Source organism: Anaerotignum sp. MSJ-24, assembly GCF_018918145.1.
Taxonomy (GTDB): Bacteria; Bacillota; Clostridia; order Lachnospirales; family Anaerotignaceae; genus Metalachnospira.
The window spans coordinates 313,580-335,993 of record NZ_JAHLPX010000001.1 but is presented as its reverse complement, the minus strand read 5'-3'; the positions used below and the strand labels follow the sequence as shown (position 1 = coordinate 335,993).

The following is a 22,414-nucleotide window of genomic DNA, read 5'->3' as shown; positions in this document are numbered from 1 at the left end:
TATTTTGAAACAAAAACCGTATCACAGGCGTGTTATAAGTGAAAGGAGAAGATAGATATTGAATACATACAAAAGTGAAGAATTTCTGTCAGCCTCCATTGACCGATTCGGTGATTCGGTTTACCGACTGGCATTGTGCAGACTCGGCAGTGAGGCAGATGCAGAGGACGTATTTCAGGAGGTTTTTCTGCGGCTGTTTAAAAGCAATACGGATTTTAACGACAATGAACATTTAAAGGCATGGCTGTTAAGGATTACGATTCAGCGGTGCAACGATTTCCACAGGGCGGTAAACAGACGGCAGACGGAAAATATAGACGATTGCCGGGAGCTCAGCCAAAATATACCGCAGGATTACAGTGAGCTTTGGTTGGCGGTGAACAGTCTGCCGGACAATCAGCGGACTGCCGTACATCTTTTTTATGCCGAAGGCTATTCCACAGAGGAGATAGCCGAAGTAATGGATTGTCAGCCATCAACAGTCAGAACATGGCTTCACAGAGGCCGCAAGGAGCTTAAAACAATGCTTGAGGAGGATTGCTATGAATAAAAATAATGAATACAGAAAAATGCAGGAAAATATAAAAATGCCCGAAGGACTTAAGGAAAAAACAATGCTTGCCGCAAGACAGCTTGAGGAAAACGATAAAAACAATAAAAATGAAAGTACTGAAAGTATCGTAAGTATAAATAAGGCACGCAAACCGAAACACAGTAAGCTTAAAAGATTTGCTGCCGCCGCTGCGGCTTTTGTATGTGTTGTTGCTGCCGGAAACGGAATACTTAACCATAACACAGTAAATACAAATGAAGTTGGCAACAATAACAATAGCTTTGGCATTGTTGCTTATGCCGCAGAAACAGGTGAAATAACCGAACCTAAGAACAGCAGAATTATATTCAGTTCCGGTGACGGAGAAGGAGGAGCTGACTGGGGTTTTTTCTCCGGAAGTCTTTTCAAGGTAACGGGAGAGAATATCAAGAGTGTAAGTATGAAGGTGAACAAGGGCGGTATTTATCGCCAAAGAGAATATTATTATACGGAAGAGCAGATGAACGATATGCTGAAGGATTCTCCGGACGGAAATATTGTTATAGACGGCTCTGATACAGTAATGCTTTCATCGGCTGATAAGAAAAACTGGACGGCAGATGCGTGCTGGGTGCTCGGAAAAGATGCAGAGGCAGATTATAATGCTGATGATTTATTCGGATTCTGGATTGACGGAGCAACATATGAACAGCTTCAGAATGATGACGATGATTTGCAAGTTTCATGGCATAAAACAACGGATTATTTTGACGGAGCAGAGCTTGAAATAACGGTAAGGTTTGATGACGGCTCGGAAAAAACAGAAAATCTTAGCCTTAAAACAGGAAAACTTGAGGTTGACTATGATGACAACGGAAATATGTATTACACAGGAAATGTTCTTGATTATAACGATAATGTTACGCCTTATGACTACGGTGTGTACGCCGAAATAGGCAATATGCAGTAAACAAAAAACAAAATGTGTTCAAACTACTTGACAGATAGGAAATAAACGTGTATTATCTATTTCAGTTTATTGTAACGAAGGGAGAAGTATAAACATGAGAGAATTCCGAATGTGCAGATGTATATATTAATAAATAATATTATACAGTACTGCTGTCTGCTTATTGCGGATTTGGAATGAAATCATATTTATATGCTCGCTTATTATATTTAAGGATTTTTGGCAGTGCCGTATTGGTACTGCCTTTTTATTTTATTGTATCGGAGGAATCGAAATGCCAATAAAAATACCTAATACACTTCCTGCTGCGGAAACGCTCAAAAAAGAAAATATATTCTTTATGACGGAAGGCAGAGCAACAACACAGGATATACGTCCGCTCAGAATACTTCTGCTCAACCTTATGCCGACCAAAATAGCCACAGAAACACAGTTTTGCCGTCTTTTGAGCAATACACCGATTCAGATTGAAATTGAGCTTATACACACTCATACGCACGTTTCCAAGAACACTTCTGCCGAGCATATGCTTGCGTTCTATAAAACCTTTGATGATATTAAGAACCAGAATTTCGACGGTCTGCTTATAACAGGTGCACCTGTGGAAAATATGCCCTTTGAAGAGGTTGAATACTGGGATGAAGTTTGCGAGATAATGGAATGGAGCAAGACACATGTAACGAATACCGTTCATGTATGCTGGGGCGCACAGGCAGGACTTTATTATCACTACGGAATAAATAAGGTTCAGCTCGATAAAAAGCTTTCAGGTGTGTATCTCCATAAAAGAGAGGACGATATGAGCGATTATTTAAGAGGCATGGCGGATATGTTCTATATTCCTCATTCAAGAAACACAACGGTTCTGCGTGAAGATATTGAAAAAATTCCGGAGCTTGAAATACTTGCGTCCTCGGATGAGGCCGGTGTTTTCTTTGTAAAAAGCAAAAACGACAGACAGATATTTATTATGGGACACCCGGAATATGACTCGGAAACGCTCAATAACGAGTATGTAAGGGATCTTGAGGCAGGAATCAATCCGGAAATTCCGGCAAACTATTATCCCGACAATGATCCGACAAAGAAGCCTGTAAATCTCTGGAGAAGCCAGGCGAGCTTGATTTATATTAACTGGATTAACCACGTTTATCAGGAAACACCGTACAGCTTGGAGGATATTAAATAAAAAAATAAGTCGAAATCTTGTCATGACTATCATTTCATAATACCTTCCGCTTTACAAAATAACTTTATATACAGTTTAAAGCCGGCATATCGAATTTAATATGCCGGCTTTAATTTTAGGGTTGCAGGGAGCAGACATTGTTGTTTGCTCCCTGTTGTACTGCCTTACGGCAATACTGAAATATATGAATAAATAAATAAATTAGGGGCTGAAGTGGATTAAACCATGTTTGTATATCCCATAAGATAGCTGTCGATTTCCTTTGCGGCCTCTCTGCCTTCGGCAATTCCCCATACAACAAGGGACTGACCTCTGTGCATATCTCCGGCTGTAAATACTTTATCTACATTTGTTTTATAGCTGCCTGCCGCTGTTTTTACATTTGTTCTCGGATTAAGCTCAACACCGAAGGCATCGGCAACATATTTCTGAGAACCGAGGAAGCCAGCCGCAATGATAAGAATATCGGCGTCGAGTATCTGTTCACTGCCGGGGATTTCCTTCATTGCCATTGCACCTGTTTCGGGATTTTTCTCCTGTTTAAGCTTAACTGTTTTGACTGCCTTAAGGTTGCCCTTGTCATCTGCAATAAGCTCTTTTACGGTTGTTTCGTAAACTCTCGGATCGTGTCCGAATACGGCGATTGCTTCTTCCTGACCGTAGTCTGTTTTGCAGACTCTCGGCCACTGCGGCCAAGGATTGCTTTCCGAACGCTTGTCGGGAAGCTTAGGCATCATTTCTATCTGTGTTACGGATTTACAGCCATGTCTTATGACTGTTCCGGTACAGTCGTTTCCTGTGTCACCGCCGCCGACGATAACAACGTTTTTGCCTTTGGCATTTACATATTTTCCGTCCTTGAAATTTGAGTCGAGAAGGCTCTTTGTGTTCATTGTGAGGAAGTCTACGGCAAAATAGATACCGTTTATTGTTGAACGTCCTTCAAGTGCCAGATCACGGGGATTTCCGGCACCGCAGCAGAGCACTACGGCATCGTATGCTTCGAGAATTTCCTCTGCGGAAACATTGTTTCCTATGTCTGCATTGGTAACGAATTTTATTCCTTCCTCTTTCATAAGGTTTATTCGTCTGTCAACAATGCTCTTTTCAAGCTTCATATTAGGTATGCCGTACATAAGAAGTCCGCCGATACGGTCATGCTTTTCGTATACGGTAACATTATGGCCTCTCTGGTTAAGTCGGTCGGCAACGGCAAGTCCCGAAGGACCTGAACCGATAACCGCAATCTGCTTGTCTGAACGCACCTCGGGAATGCGAGGTACAACAAGACCGTTTTCAAAGCCGTTTTCGATAAGCGCAAGCTCGTTTTCCTTAACCGTAACGGGAGTGTCGTTCATTCCGCAGGTGCAAGCCGCTTCGCAAAGGGCAGGGCATACACGACCTGTAAATTCCGGAAAGTCGTTTGTTTTTCTGAGTCTTGCGAGAGCATGCTCCCAGTTGCCTTTGAATATTTCGTCATTCCATTCGGGAATGAGGTTGTGAAGAGGACAGCCTGTTGCCATGCCGTTGAGCATCATGCCCGACTGGCAGAAGGGTACTCCGCAGTTCATACATCTTGCACCCTGAAGCTTTCTTTCCTCATGTGAAATCATTTTGTGAAATTCGTTAAAATTCTTTATTCTTTCCTTCGGTGATGTCGAAGGGTTAAGTTCTCTTTCGTAATCTAAAAATCCTGTCGGTTTTCCCATAATCAGTACCTCCTTATCTGCTTGTATTCATGTAGAATGCTTCGATTTCAGCCTGTTCTCTTGACATGCCTTTTTCCTCCATCTGTGAAATTGACTGGAGCATATGGTTGTAATCAATAGGCATAATCTTCTTGAATTTGTCTGTGTAGCTGTCGAAGTTCTCAAGAATACGTTTAGCAAGAGGAGAGCCTGTTGCCTCTTCGTGCTCGGTGAGTAATGTCTTTATTTCGTTGATGTCGTGCTTTTCGGTAACTGTTTCGATGTTTACAAGCTCCTTGTTTACACGGAGGTAAAGGTCGTGCTTTTCATCGAGAACATATGCGATACCGCCGGACATACCTGCGGCAAAGTTTTTGCCTGTTCCGCCGAGAATAAGCACCGTACCGCCTGTCATGTATTCGCAGCCGTGGTCGCCGACACCTTCAACAACAGCGGTTGCACCGGAATTTCTTACGCAGAAACGCTCGCCGGCAACACCGTTGATAAATGCTTTTCCGCTTGTTGCTCCGTAAAGGGCTACGTTGCCGATTATGATATTTTCCTCCGGTTTGAACTTGCTTCCCTTAGTAGGGTAGACGATAAGCTTACCGCCGGAAAGACCTTTGCCGAAGTAGTCGTTGCTGTCGCCTTCAAGCTCCATTGTAAGTCCTTTGGGAATGAAAGCACCGAAGCTCTGGCCACCGCCGCCGTTACACTTGATTGTGAACATATCGTCCTCAAGCGAGTTGGCGTAAAGCTTTGTAATCTCTGAACCGAATATTGTTCCGAGAGTACGGTCTGTACTGCTGACATTGATTTCGATTTTCTGTTTCTTATGGTTTTTAAGAGCAGAACCGAGCTTTTTGAGCAGGATTTTTTCGTCGATTGTATCTTCAAGCTTGAAGTCGTATACGTTTTCGGGATTGAAATGTGTTTCCTCTTCGCTTGCTGTATGAGGATTGTAAAGTATACGGCTCATATCTATTTTTGATGCTCTTTCTGTTATCTGTTTGTCACGGACACGAAGAAATTCCGAATGGCCAACAAGCTCGTCAACGGTACGAACACCGCATTTAGCCATTATTTCACGAAGCTCTTCGGCAATAAACATCATAAAGTTGATTACATATTCCGGTTTGCCTTTGAATCTCTTTCTGAGTTCGGGATTCTGTGTTGCAATACCAACGGGACAGGTATCAAGATTACATACACGCATCATTACACAGCCCATTGTTACAAGGGGAGCTGTGGCAAAGCCGAATTCCTCTGCACCAAGCATACAAGCGATTGCAACGTCACGGCCGCTCATAAGCTTTCCGTCTGTTTCTATAACAACTCTTGAACGAAGTCCGTTCTGTATGAGAGTCTGATGTGTTTCCGAAAGACCAAGCTCCCAAGGGAGTCCTGCGTTGTGTATTGAGCTCTTCGGTGCCGCACCTGTACCGCCGTCATAGCCGGAGATAAGTATTACCTGTGCACCTGCTTTTGCAACACCGGCTGCGATTGTTCCTACGCCTGCCTCCGAAACAAGCTTAACCGATATACGAGCGTCACGGTTTGCGTTCTTAAGGTCGTATATAAGCTGTGCAAGGTCCTCGATTGAATAAATATCGTGATGAGGAGGAGGAGAGATAAGCGAAACTCCGGGTGTTGAATATCTTGTTTTGGCAATCCAGGGATAAACCTTCTTTCCGGGAAGATGTCCGCCTTCGCCGGGTTTAGCACCCTGTGCCATTTTAATCTGTATTTCTTTTGCACTTACAAGGTATTCGCTTGTAACGCCGAAACGTCCCGATGCAACCTGCTTGATTGCACTGCAATATTCCGAATGAAGTCTTTCGGGAAGCTCGCCGCCTTCGCCGGAGTTTGATTTTCCGCCGATTGTGTTCATGGCCTTTGCCATACATTCGTGTGCTTCCTGTGAAATTGAGCCGTAGCTCATAGCACCTGTTTTAAATCTCTTAACGATTTCCGATGCAGGCTCAACCTCTTCGATGGGAATGCTCTTTTCGGGATCATAGTTGAATTCAAGAACACCTCTTAATGTATGAGGCTTTGTTTCATCATCAACCATTGCAGTATATTCTTTGAATTTCTTGTAATCGCCTGTGTGTGTTGCCTGCTGTAAAGCAACGATAATCTGGGGACTGTAAAGATGGTCGTCCTTGTCCGAACCGCTGCGGAGCTTATGAGCACCGTTGGAATCGAGTGTTGTATCTACGCCGAGTCCGAGAGGATCGAATGCGTGTGAATGACGCCATTCAACACCTTCGTCAATTTCCTCAAGACCGATACCGCCTACACGGCTTACTGTGTTTGTAAAGTATTTGTCGATAACGTCCTGTTTGATACCGATAGCCTCGAAAATCTGTGCCGACTGGTATGACTGGATTGTCGAGATACCCATTTTTGATGCAATCTTAACTATGCCGTGAAGTATAGCGTCGTTGTAATCATCAACGGCAACATGGTAATCCTTGTCGAGCATGCCCATGTCGATTAATTCGCCGATACATTCGTGTGCAAGGTAAGGATTGATTGCTCTTGCACCATAGCCGAGAAGGGTAGCAAAGTGGTGGACATCTCTGGGCTCTGCACTTTCGAGAACGATTGATACGGCAGTTCTTTTCTTTGTTTTGATAAGATACTGCTCAACAGCCGATACAGCAAGGAGAGAAGGGATAGCCACATGGTTTTCGTCTACGCCTCTGTCCGAAAGAATGATTATGTTTACACCGTTTTTGTAAGCTCTGTCTACGTTTACATAAAGATGGTCGATTGCACGCTCAAGAGGTGTGTTTTTGTAATAAAGAAGTGAAACCGTTGCAACCTTAAAGCCGGGAATATTCATATTCTTGATTTTAAGAAGGTCTACACTTGTAAGTATAGGGTTGTGTATCTGGAGCATACGGCAGTTATCGGGCTTCTCCTCAAGAAGGTTGCCGTCCGAACCGAGATATACTGTTGTGTTTGTAACTATTTCCTCACGGATAGCGTCGATAGGCGGATTTGTTACCTGTGCGAATATCTGCTTGAAATAGTTGAATAAAGGCTGATGCTTGTCTGATAAAACGGCAAGCGGAATATCAATACCCATTGCGGCAGTCGGCTCAATGCCGTTGGCAGCCATGGGAAGAATTGCTGTTTTAACGTCTTCGTATGTATAACCGAAGGCTTTATAAAGCTTATCTCTTATTTCCTGACTATGTACGTCAACCTTTTTGTTGGGAATAGGGAGATCTCTTAAGTGAACAAGATACTGGTCGAGCCATTCACCGTAGGGCTTGCTTACAGCATATTTTTCCTTAAGGTCTGTGTCGGAAATAACCTCGCCCTTCTTTGTGTCAACGAGAAGCATTTTGCCCGGCTCAAGACGAGATTTTTTCTTGATGTTTTCGGGAGCAAAATCGAGTACGCCGACCTCGGAGGAGAGTACAAGATAGTCGTCCTCTGTGATGTAGTATCTCGAAGGACGAAGACCGTTTCTGTCGAGAACAGCACCTACGACATCACCGTCGGAGAAGAGTATAGATGCAGGGCCGTCCCAAGGCTCCATCATTGTTGCATAATATCTGTAAAGGTCACGTTTTTCTCTTGTTATATTCTTGTCGTTTCTCCAAGGCTCGGGAATTGTTATCATCATGGCAAGAGGAAGTTCCATGCCGTTCATAACAAAGAATTCTATTGTATTGTCGAGCATAGCGGAGTCCGAACCGTTTACGTTTACAACGGGAAGTATTTTGTCCATGTCATCTTCCATGCACTTTGAGAACATTGTTTCCTCACGGGCAAGCATACGGTCTACATTGCCTCGGATAGTGTTGATTTCGCCGTTGTGAAGTATAAATCTGTTGGGATGTGCTCTTTCCCAGCTGGGATTTGTGTTTGTTGAAAATCTTGAATGAACCATTGCGATTGCAGATTTGTAATCCTTGTCCTGTAAATCCGGATAGAATTTACGGAGCTGGTCAACAAGGAACATTCCTTTGTAGACGATAGTACGGCTTGAAAGGGAAACAACATATGTGTTGTCGTTGCTCTGTTCAAATACTCGTCTTATAACGTAAAGCTTTCTATCGAAATCAAGACCTTTTGCTATTTCTTCCGGTCTTTCAATTATTGCCTGCATTATGTAGGGCATACAGTCCTTTGCCTTCTGTCCGAGAATGCCCGGATTAACGGGAACAGTACGCCAGCCTAAAAATTTAAGGCCTTCCTTTTCTGTAATAACCTCGAACATCTTCTTTGCCTGATTGCGTTTGAGAGTGTCCTGAGGGAAGAAGAACATACCTATACCATAGTCACGTTCTCCGTTTAATTTTATGCCGAGTTCAGCGGCAGCCTTCTTGAAGAAGTCATGTGAAATCTGGAGCATTATGCCGACACCGTCGCCTGTTTCGCCTTTAGCGTCCTTACCGGCACGATGTTCAAGCTTTTCTACTATTTTGAGTGCGTCGTCAACGATTTTGTGCGACTGCTTTCCTTTGATGTTTACGACAGCGCCGATACCGCAGTTGTCGTGTTCGAATTGTGTTTCGTATAATCCCTTATTTATTTTTTCATTATTCATATTTTCTTTCATAAATTGCAACCCCTAACTTACTGAATATAGAAAATTGCAAAAGGTACACGATAAGTCATTCAGACTATTTAATTAGGTGCACCTTTTGCTTATTTCTTTGACTTATTATCCTACGCTTTTTGTTTCAAGTGTTTAAGGCTTGTAGTTTACAAGATTCGCTTTATTCAACGTCCTGAAGGGCATCGAAGCCTTCCTCGCCTGTACGAACCTTAATTACATTCTCTACATCGTATACGAAAATCTTACCGTCGCCGATGTGTCCTGTGTAAAGAACCTTCTTAGCTGTATCAATAACTGTTTTAACAGGTACCTTGCAGATAACAACCTCAACCTGTACCTTAGGAAGGAGAGTAACCTCCTGCATAACACCACGATAATATTCGGGTTTGCCTTTCTGAGCACCGCAGCCCTGAACATGAGTTACTGTCATACCTGTGATACCGATTGCCATTAATGCGTTCTTAAGAGCTTCAAATCTTTCCTGCTTGATAAGCATTTCAACCTTAGTCATCTTTACATCGCCGGGAGCATAAACCTTCTTGTCTGTTTTAAGCTGAACCGGAATAGCCTCGTCAACGGGAACATCGCCGAGAACGGGAGTATAATCGCTGTCTGCATCAATCTGAGGAATAGCAGGCATGAAGTCTGCATATGCAGATACAAGACCATGTTCGGGAAGGTCAAGTCCCTGAATTTCTTCTTCGGGTGTAACACGAAGACCGATTGTTTTCTTAATGATTGTGAATGTGATTGTTATTGCGATTGCACCCCAGATGATTGTTGAAACAACACCGAGAAGCTGTACGCCGAAGAACTGGATTCTTGTCATGCCCATTGCTTCGAGAGAAGCGTTAGAGCAGAAGACACCTGTTAATATTGTACCTAAAGCACCGTTTACAAGATGAACACCGCATGCACCTACGGGGTCATCAATTTTGAGCTTTTTGTCGATAAATTCGATAGCACCTACAACTGCAAGACCTGCAATGATACCGATGATAGCTGCTGCCCAAGGATTTACAACGTCGCAGCCTGCTGTGATAGCAACAAGACCGGCGAGTGAACCGTTAAGAGTCATGGAAACATCGGGTTTTTTGTAAAGGCACCATGTTAAAATCATTACTGTTACCGTAGCTGTCGCAGCAGCGAGGTTTGTGTTGAAGAATACTTTTCCGGCAAGAGCGGCTGAGCCGTTTGTCATTGATACTGTTGAACCGCCGTTGAAACCGAACCAGCAGAACCAGAGAATGAAGCAACCGAGTGCGCCGAGAGTAATTGAATGTCCGGGAATAGCTTTTGAGTTGCCTTTTTTGTCGTATTTACCGATACGGGGACCAAGCATTTTAGCACCGATGAAGGCACAAACGCCGCCGAGCATATGAACTGCTGTTGAACCGGCAAAATCGTGGAAACCGAGCTGTGAAAGCCAGCCGCCGCCCCAGATCCAGTGACCGCTTACGGGATAGATGATAAGGCTTATGATAGCTGAATAACAGCAGTAAGCACTGAATTTTGTTCTTTCAGCCATTGAACCGGAAACGATTGTAGCTGCTGTTGCACAGAAAACTGTCTGGAAGATGAAATATGAGAAGAATGTAACACCTTCGGGAAGTATTGCCGAATAATCGCCTCTTGTAAATAAATCGATTCCTCCGAAGAAGTTGCTTGCCGAGCCGAACATAATGCCGAAGCCGACAATCCAGAAGAGTGGAGTACCGATACTGAAGTCCATGAGGTTTTTCATAATTATGTTGCCGGCGTTTTTAGCTCTTGTGAAGCCTGTTTCGACCATTGCAAAGCCGGCCTGCATAAAGAATACCAGTGCTGCTCCGATGAGCACCCACATGGTGTTTACGTCTGAGAATAATTCTGTAAAATCCATTGTCATTCCTTCTTTCTGTCAAAAAAATTATGTCATAAATTATGTGATAATTGCGTTTTAAAATTATGCATACTTTATTGCCAATCGCAATTCTACAAAATTAATTTGCGGCTTTACAAGTCGCAGGGTTGTTTTGCGAGGGAGGACGCGCTTAGAATTGCGAATACTGACCGCACAAGACGGTGCGGCAACGGAGTTGCTTTTGTTTGCAAAAGTCATGACCAACGCTGTCCTCCCTCGTGCTCCCTCCTTTCCGGACACGCACGAGTTACTGAAAAACCTAAATCTCGCAGGAATACTGCTCGATTTTTAACGGTTTTTATACTTTAGGTGTGTTCAAGTTGGGAGAATTAATTTTAATTTTTCCCTAACTACATTCGTCAGAATGTAGTTAATCAAAGTTTAGGTACACCCTTTTTAAAGGGTGTCGGGTTTAAGGGCAGAGCCCTTAAGGTCTTGATATTTCTTTAGCATCGGAAGCGGAGTCCCGACAGTCATCCGCTCCCGAAAGAATAAGCTTTGTTTTTTGATTATCTTACGCCGAATAAGAGATCGCCGTATGTAGGGAAAGGCCAGTATTTCTTAGCTGTAATAAGCTCAAGCTTGTCGGCAGGTGTTCTTACTGCGTCCATAGCGGGAATAATAACGTCCTTGTAGTATAAAGCAAGTTTTAATACGTCAGATTCTGTTGCTTTGTCAACTGCGTCCTCAAGTGCTTTAACAGCCTTGTAAAGCTCTGAAGTAAGCTCTGAAATTTCTTTTACGATTTCTTCTTCGTAGCTGCAAGCACAATCCTTGATGAGTGAATGCTTTGCAATAGCTGTGTCTGCAAGCTCCTTTGAGTAAGCCGATACGGCAGGAAGAATGTCCTTCTTAGCCATGTCAAGCATTGTGTTTGCTTCGATACCGATTACCTTGCAGTAGCTTTCAAGAATGATCTCATAACGTGAGAAGATTTCTGTTTCTGTAAGAACATGAGCCTCTGTAAAGAGCTTGATGTTTTTCTCTTTGATGAAGTAGGGGAGGCAGTCAGGTGTTGTCTTAAGGTTAAGTAAGCCTCTCTTTTCTGCTTCTTCAATCCATGAATCGTCATAGCCGTTGCCGTTGAAGAGGATTCTTTCATGCTCTGTAATTGTCTTAACAATGATGTCGTGAAGAGCCTTCTTGAAGTCTGTTGCTTTTTCAAGCTCGTCGGCAAATAACTGGAATTCCTTACCGAATACTGTGTTAAGAATGAAGTTAGGGCCTGAGATTGAAAGTGTTGAACCAACCATACGGAATTCAAACTTGTTTCCTGTGAAAGCGAAGGGTGAAGTTCTGTTACGGTCTGTGTTGTCCTTAGGGAAAGGAGGAAGAATGTCTACGCCGATTTCAAGCTTTTCTGCTTCCTTGCCGTTGTAAAGAGTACCGTTTTTGATTGATTCGAGAATTTCGTAAAGCTCGTCACCGAGAAATACAGAAACGATTGCCGGAGGTGCTTCGTTAGCACCGAGTCTGTGGTCGTTTCCGGCTGTTGCAACAGAAACTCTGAGAAGATCCTGATATTCGTCAACACCCTTGATGATTGCACAGAGGAAAAGTAAGAACTGTGCGTTTTCGTAAGGTGTTGCACCGGGCTCAAGAAGGTTTACTCCTGTGTTTGTTGAAAGTGACCAGTTGTTATGTTTACCTGAACCGTTTACGCCGTCAAAAGGTTTTTCATGGAGAAGGCAAACAAGGTCATGTTTCTTTGCAACCTTCTGCATGATTTCCATTGTAAGCTGGTTGTGGTCTGTTGCGATGTTTGTTGTTGAGAAGATAGGAGCAAGCTCGTGCTGTGCGGGAGCAACCTCGTTATGCTCTGTCTTTGCGAGAACGCCGAGCTTCCAAAGCTCTTCGTTGAGGTCTGCCATGTAAGCTGCAACTCTGTCCTTGATTGTACCGAAGTAGTGGTCATCAAGCTCCTGTCCCTTGGGAGCCTTTGCTCCGAAAAGTGTTCTGCCTGTATAAATAAGGTCTTTTCTCTGATCGTAGAGTTCTTTGGGAACAAGGAAATATTCCTGTTCGGGACCTACTGTTGTCTTAATCGATGTTACATCTTCGTTTCCGAAAAGCTTAAGGATTCGCATTGCTTCCTTATTAATATATTCCATTGAACGAAGAAGAGGTGTTTTTTTGTCAAGAGCTTCGCCGCTGTATGAGCAGAAAGCTGTGGGAATACAAAGTGTGTTTCCTTTAATGAAAGCATATGATGTGGGGTCCCATGCTGTATAGCCTCTTGCCTCGAATGTTGCTCTTAATCCGCCTGAGGGGAAAGAAGAAGCATCGGGCTCGCCTTTAACAAGCTCCTTGCCTGAGAACTCCATGATGACTCCGTCACCCTTGGGTGAGATGAAGCTGTCGTGCTTTTCAGCAGTGATACCTGTCATAGGCTGAAACCAGTGTGTGAAATGTGTTGCACCTTTTTCTATTGCCCAGTCCTTCATGGCATTGGCTACTACGTTTGCTACCCCTATATCAAGAGGAAGGCCGTCCTTGATTGTTTTCTGCATTGCCTTGTATGTTTCCTTGGGAAGTCTTGCCTCCATAACTTTGTCATTGAATACCATTGATCCAAATAATTCTGTCATACCCATAAGCGTCGCTCCTTTTCTATTATTATTCATATATTTGATAATGAGCAAAAAATAAAGGCACTACGGATATTATCCATAGCGCCTTTGCTATAACTCAAAACTGAGGTTAGTTTATCACCTAAATTAAGTATTGTCAATCATTTTTATTAAAAAAGTTTTAAAAAATTTCAAAATTCTAAAAACAGGTGTGTTTACAATATGGACAGATTGCTGAAATGCGCATATTTTTCTTTTTATGAGCTTTATGTTTTACTAAGAAGTTATAGGTACTTATAGGATTTATTTTGCGGTAATATGCGTAAGATGATTGATATAAGCGGAAAAAATGGTATAATATAATCAGAGGTGATTTAATGTTTAAAATAAATCCTTATCGTCCCGGAGCAGGACTTATGCCGATGTATATTGCCGGCAGAGATGAAGATATTGAAAGTGTAAACGAGATGTTTGACGCTTTAAAAATGAATGTGCCAATTCAGTCCGTTATATTCAGCGGATTGAGAGGCGTAGGAAAAACGGTTCTTATAAATAAATTGCAGGAAAGTGCGGAAGAAAAAGAAATATTCTGCAAGCATATCGAAATAGAAGAAAGAAATGATTTTATATCTCAGATAGCGGAATGTTCACAGGCATTTTTAAGAAAGATAAGCACAAAAGAGAAGTTTAAGTACTTAATTCAAAAACCGTTAGATGCGATTAAGTCTTTGGTTCTTTCATTTAATCCCAATGATAATACTTTTTCTCTTTCTTTGCAGGAAAGGGAGCTGTATACCTCAAATAACCTTACACAAAGCCTGACAGAGGTATTTACGACAATCGGAGAGGTTGCCTATAAAACGGAAATACCGATTTGTTTTTTTATTGATGAAATACAGTATATGAAGCAAAATGAATTAAGTGCTTTAATAGCTGCATTGCACCGCGCAAACCAGCTTGGTTATCCTGTAATGATTATAGGTGCAGGTTTGCCGAAGATATATAAAATGCTTTCGGATGCAAAGTCATATTCGGAAAGATTATTTTTATATAAGGTAATTGGTTCGCTGAATTTTGAACAGTCTAAAAAAGCTGTTACCGAGCCTGCAAAAAAATTTAAAACCTCGTATACGGAAGAGGCAATAAATAAAATAATATCAATAACGAAGGGCTATCCGTTTTTTATTCAGCAATTATGCCAGATTGTATATGCACAGAAAAAAGGCAATCTAATATCCGGAGAAGATGTAGACAATAATGTTGATACATTTTTTAAATTACTGGATACGGGATTTTTTAAATCAAGATATGAAAGATGTGCCGAAAGTGACAAAAAATTTATTTTTGCTATGGTTAAATGCGGTGAATTGCCGTGTGCAATTTCCAACATTGCAAAAAATCTTCATAAGAGTGTTAATTCAATTTCAACATCAAGAGCACAGCTGATTAATAAAGGAATTATATATTCTGTAAAATATAAAGAATTGGATTTTACTGTTCCGGAATTTTCAGGATTTATTGAAAGATTGGACGAATATCAGCAATGGTGTAATGAATGCAGTTGATATTTTATTTTTCGGCAAAGTAGGTTGGCTGTACAAACATGGTCCAAAAAATTTTGTATCAATTTGTCGCAATCTGTATTGACAGCATTCGGTTGTAGTGTTAATCTATTTTAGAGTATTGAAAAAGAGGGCGTTCATCCTATATAGGTTAAAACTCATACGGGATGAGTGCCCTTCGTTTGTGAAACAGGCTTTTAAAATTTATGCCTGTGGATATTTTTTAAATATTGTACTAAATAATAATTAATATATAACAGTGTGGATTTTGTGGAGGAAAAACATTATGACAACAAAATTTATTTTTGTTACCGGCGGTGTTGTTTCGGGACTTGGCAAAGGCATTACAGCTGCTTCTCTCGGAAGACTTCTTAAGGCAAGAGGACTTAAGGTTGCGGCACAGAAGCTCGATCCCTATATCAATGTTGACCCGGGTACAATGAGCCCTTATCAGCATGGTGAGGTTTATGTAACGGAGGACGGTGCTGAAACTGACCTCGACCTCGGACATTACGAAAGATTTATTGATGAAGACCTTAATAAATATTCAAACCTCACAACAGGTAAGGTTTACTGGAATGTTCTTAACAAGGAAAGAAGAGGAGAATATCTTGGCGAAACAGTTCAGGTTATTCCTCATATAACAAACGAAATCAAAGAATTTATATATGGTGTTGCCCAGAAAACAGATGCAGATGTTGTTATCACCGAAATCGGCGGAACAACAGGTGATATTGAAAGCCAGCCTTTCTTAGAGGCAATCAGACAGGTCGGTATCGAGGTAGGCAGAGAAAACTCTCTTTATATTCATGTTACTCTTGTGCCTTATATCAGAGGTTCTGAGGAGCATAAGTCAAAGCCTACACAGCATTCGGTTAAGGAGCTTCAGGGAATGGGTATCAATCCCAACATAATCGTTCTCCGTTGCGATGAGCCTATCGAAGAATCAATATTCAGAAAAATAGCTATGTTCTGTAACGTAAAGCCCGATTGTGTTATCGAAAACATAACAATTCCCGTTCTTTACGAAGCACCTCTTATGCTTGAAAAGAACAACTTCTCAAGTATTGTCTGCCGTGAGCTTGGTATAAACGCTCCTAAGCCCGAACTTACGGAATGGATAAACATGGTCGGCAGAATTAAATCAAGAGCAAGAGAAGTAAGAATCGGTATCGTAGGTAAGTATGTACAGCTCCATGACGCATATCTTTCGGTTGCAGAGGCTTTAAGACATGCAGGATATGAAAACGGAGCATATGTTGAAATAGAATGGATTGATTCCGAAACAATCAATGACAGAAACGTAGCCGATATTCTCAGCAAGTGTTCCGGTATTGTTATTCCCGGCGGCTTCGGCAACAGAGGTATCGAAGGAAAGATTGCGACAGCACATTACTGCCGTACAAACAATGTTCCCATGCTCGGTATCTGCCTTGGTATGCAGATTGCCGTAATCGAATTTGCAAGATATGTATGCGGCCTTGAAAACGCAAACTCAGGCGAATTTGATGAGGATAACAAGTATAAGGTAATCGACTTTATGCCGGACCAGAATAACGAAATCGCAAAAGGCGGCACAATGCGTCTCGGTGCATACCCTTGTAAGGTTGCAAAGGGCACAAAGATGTATGAATGCTACGGCAGTGAGCTTATAAGCGAAAGACACCGTCATCGTTATGAATTCAATAACGATTTCCGTCAGCTTATGATTGACAAAGGACTTGTTATAAGCGGAACATCACCCGATGGCAGAATTGTTGAAACAGTTGAGGTTCCCGAAAACGATTTCTATGTCGGTGTACAGTATCATCCCGAATTTAAGAGCCGTCCCAACAGAGCCCATGCGTTGTTCGTAGGACTTGTTAAGGCAGCACTTAATAAATAATAAAGACAAAATTTTTTGACAGAACGGGGGTTGCATAATGAAAATTAATTTTACTAAAATGCACGGTATTGGTAACGATTATGTGTATGTAAACTGCATGGAAAAAGAGCTTGAAAATCCCGGCGAAATTTCTATTGCCGTTTCACCCAGACATTTCTCTGTCGGTTCGGACGGACTTATAATGATATGCCATTCGGACGTTGCGGACGCAAAGATGAGAATGTTCAACGCAGACGGCAGTGAAGGAAAAATGTGCGGAAACGGCATACGCTGTGTCGGCAAATATCTTTATGATAAGGGTATTGTAAACAAAACAGACATCACTGTTGAAACACTCAGCGGAATTAAAAAGCTTAAGCTTAATATAGTTAACGGAAAGGCAGACACAATCTGCGTGGATATGGGCAAGGCAATACTTGAGCCTAAGGAAATTCCCGTAATTTCGGACGATATAATGATTAACAAGCCCGTCATGGTAAACGGCAAGGAATATAAGCTTACAGCCGTTTCAATGGGAAATCCGCATGCCGTATGCTTTGTTGATGATGTGGACAGCCTTGACCTTGAAAAAATCGGCCCCGATTTTGAAAACCTCAGCATTTTCCCCGAAAGAGTAAATACCGAATTTGTTAAGGTGATTGACGACAAAACACTCCAGATGAGAGTATGGGAAAGAGGCAGCGGAGAAACCTTCGCCTGCGGAACAGGCACATGTGCAACCGTTGTTGCTGCCTGCCTTAACGGTATATGCAAAAAGGATACCGATGTTACCGTTCATCTTATCGGCGGCGACCTTATTATAAGATACTGCGAAGACGGTACGGTATTTATGACAGGAAAAGCGGAAACGGCATATGAAGGAGTGTTTGAATATGAATATAAAGCTTAATGATAACTTTGATAATGTAAAGGAAAGCTACCTTTTTTCGGAAATCGCAAAAAGAGTAAATAAATACAGTGCAGAGCACCCCGAAGCAAAGATTATCCGTCTTGGTATCGGCGATTGCACACTTCCGCTTACAAAAACAGTTATTGATGCAATGCACAAGGCTGTTGACGAAATGGGAGTAAAAGAAACATTCAGAGGTTATCCGCCCGAATACGGCTACGATTTCCTCAGAGAGGCAATTTCCAAATATTATGCGTCAAACGGCGTTGATGTTGCCGCAGACGAAATTTTCGTAAGCGACGGTGCAAAGAGCGACTGCGGAAATATCGTAGATATTCTCGGAGATAATACAATTCTTATTCCCGATCCCGTATATCCCGTATATATGGACAGCAATATAATGAGCGGAAGAAAGATTGAACTTATTTCAGGAAACCAGGAAAACGGATTCCTTCCTATGCCGAACGGACTTGAGGTTAAGCCTTATGTAATTTATATCTGCTCACCTAACAATCCGACAGGTGCAACATATAATAAGGAACAGCTCGGCGAATGGATTGCATTTGCAAAGAAGAGCGGCTCACTTATTATATTCGACTCTGCTTATGAGGCATTTATAAAAGGAGATTATCCTCATTCGATATATGCTGTTGAAGGTGCAAGAGAATGTGTTATCGAAATTTGCAGCTTCTCAAAGATGGCAGGCTTCACAGGTACAAGATGCTCATGGACAGTTTTCCCCAAGGAGCTTGAGGTAAACGGAAAATCCGTACAGAAGATGTGGGCAAGACGTCAGGCAACAAAGTTCAACGGTGTTCCCTATGTTATCCAGAGAGCGGCAGAGGCAGCTCTTTCACCCGAAGGTGTTAAGGAAGCAATGGCAAACATTGATTATTATATGAGTAACGGCAAGCTTATCGGCGAGCTTTTAAAGGAAAAGGGCGTTTGGTTCTCCGGCGGCGTTTGCTCACCTTATATCTGGTTAAAATGCCCCAATAATATGAAATCATGGGATTTCTTCGATATGCTTCTTGAAAAGGTTCAGGTTGTAGGTACTCCCGGAGCAGGCTTCGGCGATGAAGGCGAAGGATATTTCAGACTTACATCATTCGGCAGCAGAGAGGCAACAATCGAGGCAATCGAAAGACTTAAAACGATACTTTAATTCCTATCGGAATTTTTACGAAATAATTTGCGGCTTTACAAGTCACAAGGGGGTTTTTGCGAGGGAGGACGCGCTTAGAATTGCGAAGTCCGCCTGTCCTCCCTCGTGCTCCCTCTTTTCCGGACACGCACGAGTTACTGAAAACCTAAATCTCGCAGGAATGCTGCTCGATTTTTAACGGTTTTTATACTTTAGGTGTGTTCAAGTTGGGAAGTTTGCTTTTAATTTATCCATAAACCTATTTCGCAGAAATAGGTTGTCAAAATTTACGTCCACGCTTTTTAAAGGGTGGCGGGTTTAAGGGCAGAGCCCTTAGGTCTTGTATTTAGCAGAAATCGGCTTTGAACATATTGGTTTGGAGCCGATTTTTTGTGCTCAAAAAATATACCTAAAAATTTTTCAGCTATTTACAAAAATAATTTGCTGTGCTATATTATAGTTAAGGTAAAAAAGAGAAAATACCACACAGGAGGCTGAGTTATGATTGATTTAACAATAAACAAGGAAAATCTGGAACGTAACATCAAAAAAGCAAAAGAGAACAATATCGTAATCCCTACATACGAGCAGATGAAGCATCCCGAAACTATCCCCGATAAAATTAAGGATAAGCTTCTTAACGTAGGTCTTTGGGATGTTGATCCTCTCAACCTTTTCAGAATTACATGGAAAAACGAGCCTAAGGCAAAGGGCGGTCTTTTCGGCGGCACAAACTATATCGAGCTTCCCAAAGAGCTTACAGGCGTTGATGCAAGAATCGTATGCCTTATTGGAAAATGGTTCCCGACAGGCTGCCATAAGGTAGGCGCATCTTTCGGCTGCCTTGCTCCCAGACTTGTAACAGGCCAGTTCGACGCAACACGCCATAAGGCTGTCTGGCCTTCAACAGGCAACTATTGCCGTGGCGGTGCTTTCAACTCAAAGCTTCTTGCTTGTGATTCAATAGCTATCCTTCCCGCTGAAATGAGCCGTGAACGTTTCGAGTGGCTTTCAAAGATTGCAGGCGAGGTTATCGCTACACCCGGCTGTGAATCAAATGTTAAGGAAATATTCGATAAGACTTGGGAGCTTAAAACAACTCGTGACGATGTTATGATATTCAACCAGTTTGAAGAAATGGGCAACCATCTCTGGCATTATCAGGTAACAGGCAGTGCCATTGCCGATACATTTGAGGCAATCAAACGTGACGGCGACCGTCTTGCGGGAGCTTGCTTCACATCAGGTTCGGCAGGTACAATCGGCTGCGGAGATTATCTTAAGGAAGTATATCCCGAAATGAAGCTTGCGGTTGGTGAGGCTCTCCAGTGCCCTACAATACTTAACAACGGCTTTGGCGGACATAGAATAGAAGGTATCGGTGACAAGCATATTCCTTGGATTCATGACGTTAAGAATACAGATATGGTTATCGACATTGATGATGAGGACAGCCAGAGACTTATCCGTCTTTTCAACGATCCTGCCGGAAGAGAGTATCTCGTAAAAGAGGCTCATGTTGCTCCCGAAATTGTTGACCAGCTCGGCTATCTCGGAATTTCCGGTACAGCAAACGTGCTTTGTGCAATAAAGATGGCTAAATATTATGAAATGACAGAGCATGATGTTATAGCAACTGTGCTTACAGACTCTATTGATATGTACGGCTCAAGAATCAAAGAACTTGAAGAGGAAAACGGCCCTTACTCAATGACAGCCGCAGCAGTTGACCATAACCTTCATATGCTCGGACTCCGCACAGATAACATGGAAGAGCTTACATATGTAGGACGTAAGAGAATCCACAACCTTAAATACTATACATGGGTTGAACAGCAGGGCAAGACAGTTGAGGAGCTTAACGATCTCTGGTATAACCCCGAAAAGACATGGAAGGGCGTTCATGGCCAGGCGAAGGATCTTGACGAGCTTATCAATGCGTTCAACGATGCAACAGGCGTGCTGAAGAATATGTAATAAAATATTGGGGCTTTGCCCCAAACCCTACAAGCCTTTCTGGTCATGACTTTCGCAAGCGAAAGTTGCCTACGGCAACCGCACTGTCTTGTGCGGTCAATAAAATGCTTGACCGAAACTTTATTAAACTGCATTCTTATGAATGCAGTTTTGCGGAATAAGAAAAAATACGACTTATTGTATTGGAGGAATTTACTTGCGTAATGTAATATCCGCTGTATGTATCAAGTGCGGTGCAGAGATAGAGCCTACACCGAACATAACAGTCTGCCCTCACTGCGGCGGTCTGCTTGATATAAAATACGATTATAAATATATTGCATCAAGAGTTACGGCAAAATCACTTTCCGAAAGCCGTGACTACTCAATGTGGCGATACAGAGAATTTCTTCCCGTTGAGGAGGATACAAAGAATACACCTTTAAGAGTAGGCTATTCACCGTTTTATGAGGTTAAAAAGCTTGCCGAAATGCTCGACATCGGCAGACTTTGGATAAAGGACGATGGAATCAATCCTACCGCAAGCCTTAAGGACAGAGCCTCCGCAATGGCTGTTGCCAAGGCATATGAGGCAAAGGCAGATACTATTGCCTGCTCATCAACAGGCAATGCGGCATCATCTCTTGCCGGCAATGCCGCTGCCGCAGGCTTTAAAACATATATTTTCGTTCCCTCGAGAGCACCTAAGGGCAAGGTTGCACAGCTTATGATTTTCGGTGCAAACGTAATCTCCGTTCAGGGTTCATATGAAGATACATTTATGATTTCCGCAGAGGCTATCGACCGTTGGGGCTGGTACAACAGAAATGCGGCAATCAACCCGTATCTTGTGGAAGGCAAAAAGACCGTTTCTCTCGAAATAGCCGAACAGCTCGGTTTTAAAATGCCGGACTATGTTGCTGTTTCCGTAGGCGACGGCTGTACAATCGCCGGCGTTTGGAAGGGCTTTAAAGACCTTTACGAAACAGGCATTATAGACAGACTTCCAAGACTTATCAGTGTTCAGGCGGCCGGCTGTTGCCCTATAAACAGAGCCATTGAGTCAAACTCACCGCTTCAGCCTATGGAGGAAAACACTATCGCCGATTCAATAGCAGTCGGTGTTCCCAGAAATCCCGATAAGGCAATGAACGCAATAAGAGAATCCAACGGCATTGTTGTAAACGTAACAGATGAGGAAATACTCGGAGCTATGCGTCTTTTGGGCCGTACCTGCGGTCTTTTCGGCGAGCCTGCCGGTGTGACGGGAGCTGCCGGAATAAAGAAGGCAAGACAGCTTAACCTTATTCCTGCCGATGCAACTGTTGTCGGAATTATATCCGGTAACGGTCTTAAGGACGTAAACAATGCGATAAAAGCCGCCGGAGAGCCTATATCAATTCCGCCTAAAATGGACGATCTTCTTAACGCTTTCAAGAGCAAAGGCTTTAATCTTAAATAAGAACATAAAGATATATCGGCACAGCTTAAACGGCTGTGCCGTTTTGTATTTATTAAAGCATTGCCTTGTGTTAAAAGGTATA

The 22,414-nt window shown here is 42.5% G+C and carries 13 protein-coding genes; 9 read left to right on the top strand and 4 right to left on the bottom strand.

Annotated elements, in window-relative coordinates:
* Nucleotides 1-58 precede the first annotated feature (58 nt).
* From KQI66_RS01550 to metA, 3 genes are all read left to right on the top strand, one after another.
* Nucleotides 59-550 (top strand): RNA polymerase sigma factor, encoded by a 492-nt coding sequence (locus KQI66_RS01550; RefSeq protein WP_216426942.1) that lies wholly within the window; start codon nucleotides 59-61, stop codon nucleotides 548-550.
* On the top strand, nucleotides 543-1,502 hold the full coding sequence (locus KQI66_RS01545) for a hypothetical protein (protein WP_216426941.1): 960 nt from the start codon (nucleotides 543-545) through the stop codon (nucleotides 1,500-1,502). Before KQI66_RS01550 ends, KQI66_RS01545 begins: the two co-directional genes overlap by 8 nt.
* A gap of 274 nt (nucleotides 1,503-1,776) precedes the next feature.
* On the top strand, nucleotides 1,777-2,691 hold the full coding sequence (gene metA, locus KQI66_RS01540; RefSeq protein ID WP_216426940.1) for a homoserine O-acetyltransferase MetA: 915 nt from the start codon (nucleotides 1,777-1,779) through the stop codon (nucleotides 2,689-2,691).
* 218 nt (nucleotides 2,692-2,909) lie between these two features.
* Here the strand turns inward: metA and KQI66_RS01535 are convergent, their stop codons facing one another.
* The 4 genes from KQI66_RS01535 to KQI66_RS01520 all read right to left on the bottom strand — a co-directional run bounded on the left by KQI66_RS01535 (nucleotide 2,910) and on the right by KQI66_RS01520 (nucleotide 13,458).
* Nucleotides 2,910-4,400: a glutamate synthase subunit beta gene (locus KQI66_RS01535; protein WP_216426939.1), complete on the bottom strand. Its 1,491-nt coding sequence runs from the start codon at nucleotides 4,398-4,400 to the stop codon at nucleotides 2,910-2,912.
* Nucleotides 4,401-4,413: 13 nt separating this feature from the next.
* Complete coding sequence (gltB, locus tag KQI66_RS01530) at nucleotides 4,414-8,961, bottom strand: glutamate synthase large subunit (protein ID WP_253287615.1); 4,548 nt, start codon at nucleotides 8,959-8,961, stop codon at nucleotides 4,414-4,416.
* A gap of 160 nt (nucleotides 8,962-9,121) precedes the next feature.
* Nucleotides 9,122-10,843, bottom strand: a complete 1,722-nt coding sequence (locus tag KQI66_RS01525) for an ammonium transporter (RefSeq protein WP_216426938.1) — start codon at nucleotides 10,841-10,843, stop codon at nucleotides 9,122-9,124.
* Nucleotides 10,844-11,373: 530 nt separating this feature from the next.
* On the bottom strand, nucleotides 11,374-13,458 hold the full coding sequence (locus tag KQI66_RS01520) for a glutamine synthetase III family protein (RefSeq protein ID WP_253287614.1): 2,085 nt from the start codon (nucleotides 13,456-13,458) through the stop codon (nucleotides 11,374-11,376).
* A gap of 353 nt (nucleotides 13,459-13,811) precedes the next feature.
* On the opposite strand from KQI66_RS01520, the gene KQI66_RS01515 reads away from it, so the two are divergent.
* The 6 genes from KQI66_RS01515 to thrC all read left to right on the top strand — a co-directional run bounded on the left by KQI66_RS01515 (nucleotide 13,812) and on the right by thrC (nucleotide 22,332).
* A complete protein-coding gene (locus KQI66_RS01515; RefSeq protein WP_216426936.1) occupies nucleotides 13,812-14,999 on the top strand; it encodes an ATP-binding protein in 1,188 nt (395 codons plus the stop codon).
* 283 nt (nucleotides 15,000-15,282) lie between these two features.
* Nucleotides 15,283-16,881, top strand: coding sequence for a CTP synthase (locus KQI66_RS01510; RefSeq protein ID WP_216426935.1), 1,599 nt, complete (start codon nucleotides 15,283-15,285; stop codon nucleotides 16,879-16,881).
* A 43-nt stretch (nucleotides 16,882-16,924) separates the two neighbouring features.
* Complete coding sequence (gene dapF / locus KQI66_RS01505) at nucleotides 16,925-17,770, top strand: diaminopimelate epimerase (RefSeq protein ID WP_334300579.1); 846 nt, start codon at nucleotides 16,925-16,927, stop codon at nucleotides 17,768-17,770.
* On the top strand, nucleotides 17,754-18,935 hold the full coding sequence (locus tag KQI66_RS01500; RefSeq protein ID WP_216426933.1) for an LL-diaminopimelate aminotransferase: 1,182 nt from the start codon (nucleotides 17,754-17,756) through the stop codon (nucleotides 18,933-18,935). The genes dapF and KQI66_RS01500 overlap by 17 nt, the downstream gene beginning before the upstream one ends.
* 480 nt (nucleotides 18,936-19,415) lie before the next feature.
* A complete protein-coding gene (locus tag KQI66_RS01495) occupies nucleotides 19,416-20,891 on the top strand; it encodes a pyridoxal-5-phosphate-dependent protein subunit beta (protein WP_216426932.1) in 1,476 nt (491 codons plus the stop codon).
* A 196-nt stretch (nucleotides 20,892-21,087) separates the two neighbouring features.
* Nucleotides 21,088-22,332: a threonine synthase gene (gene thrC / locus KQI66_RS01490; RefSeq protein WP_216426931.1), complete on the top strand. Its 1,245-nt coding sequence runs from the start codon at nucleotides 21,088-21,090 to the stop codon at nucleotides 22,330-22,332.
* The last annotated feature ends 82 nt before the right edge of the window (nucleotides 22,333-22,414 follow it).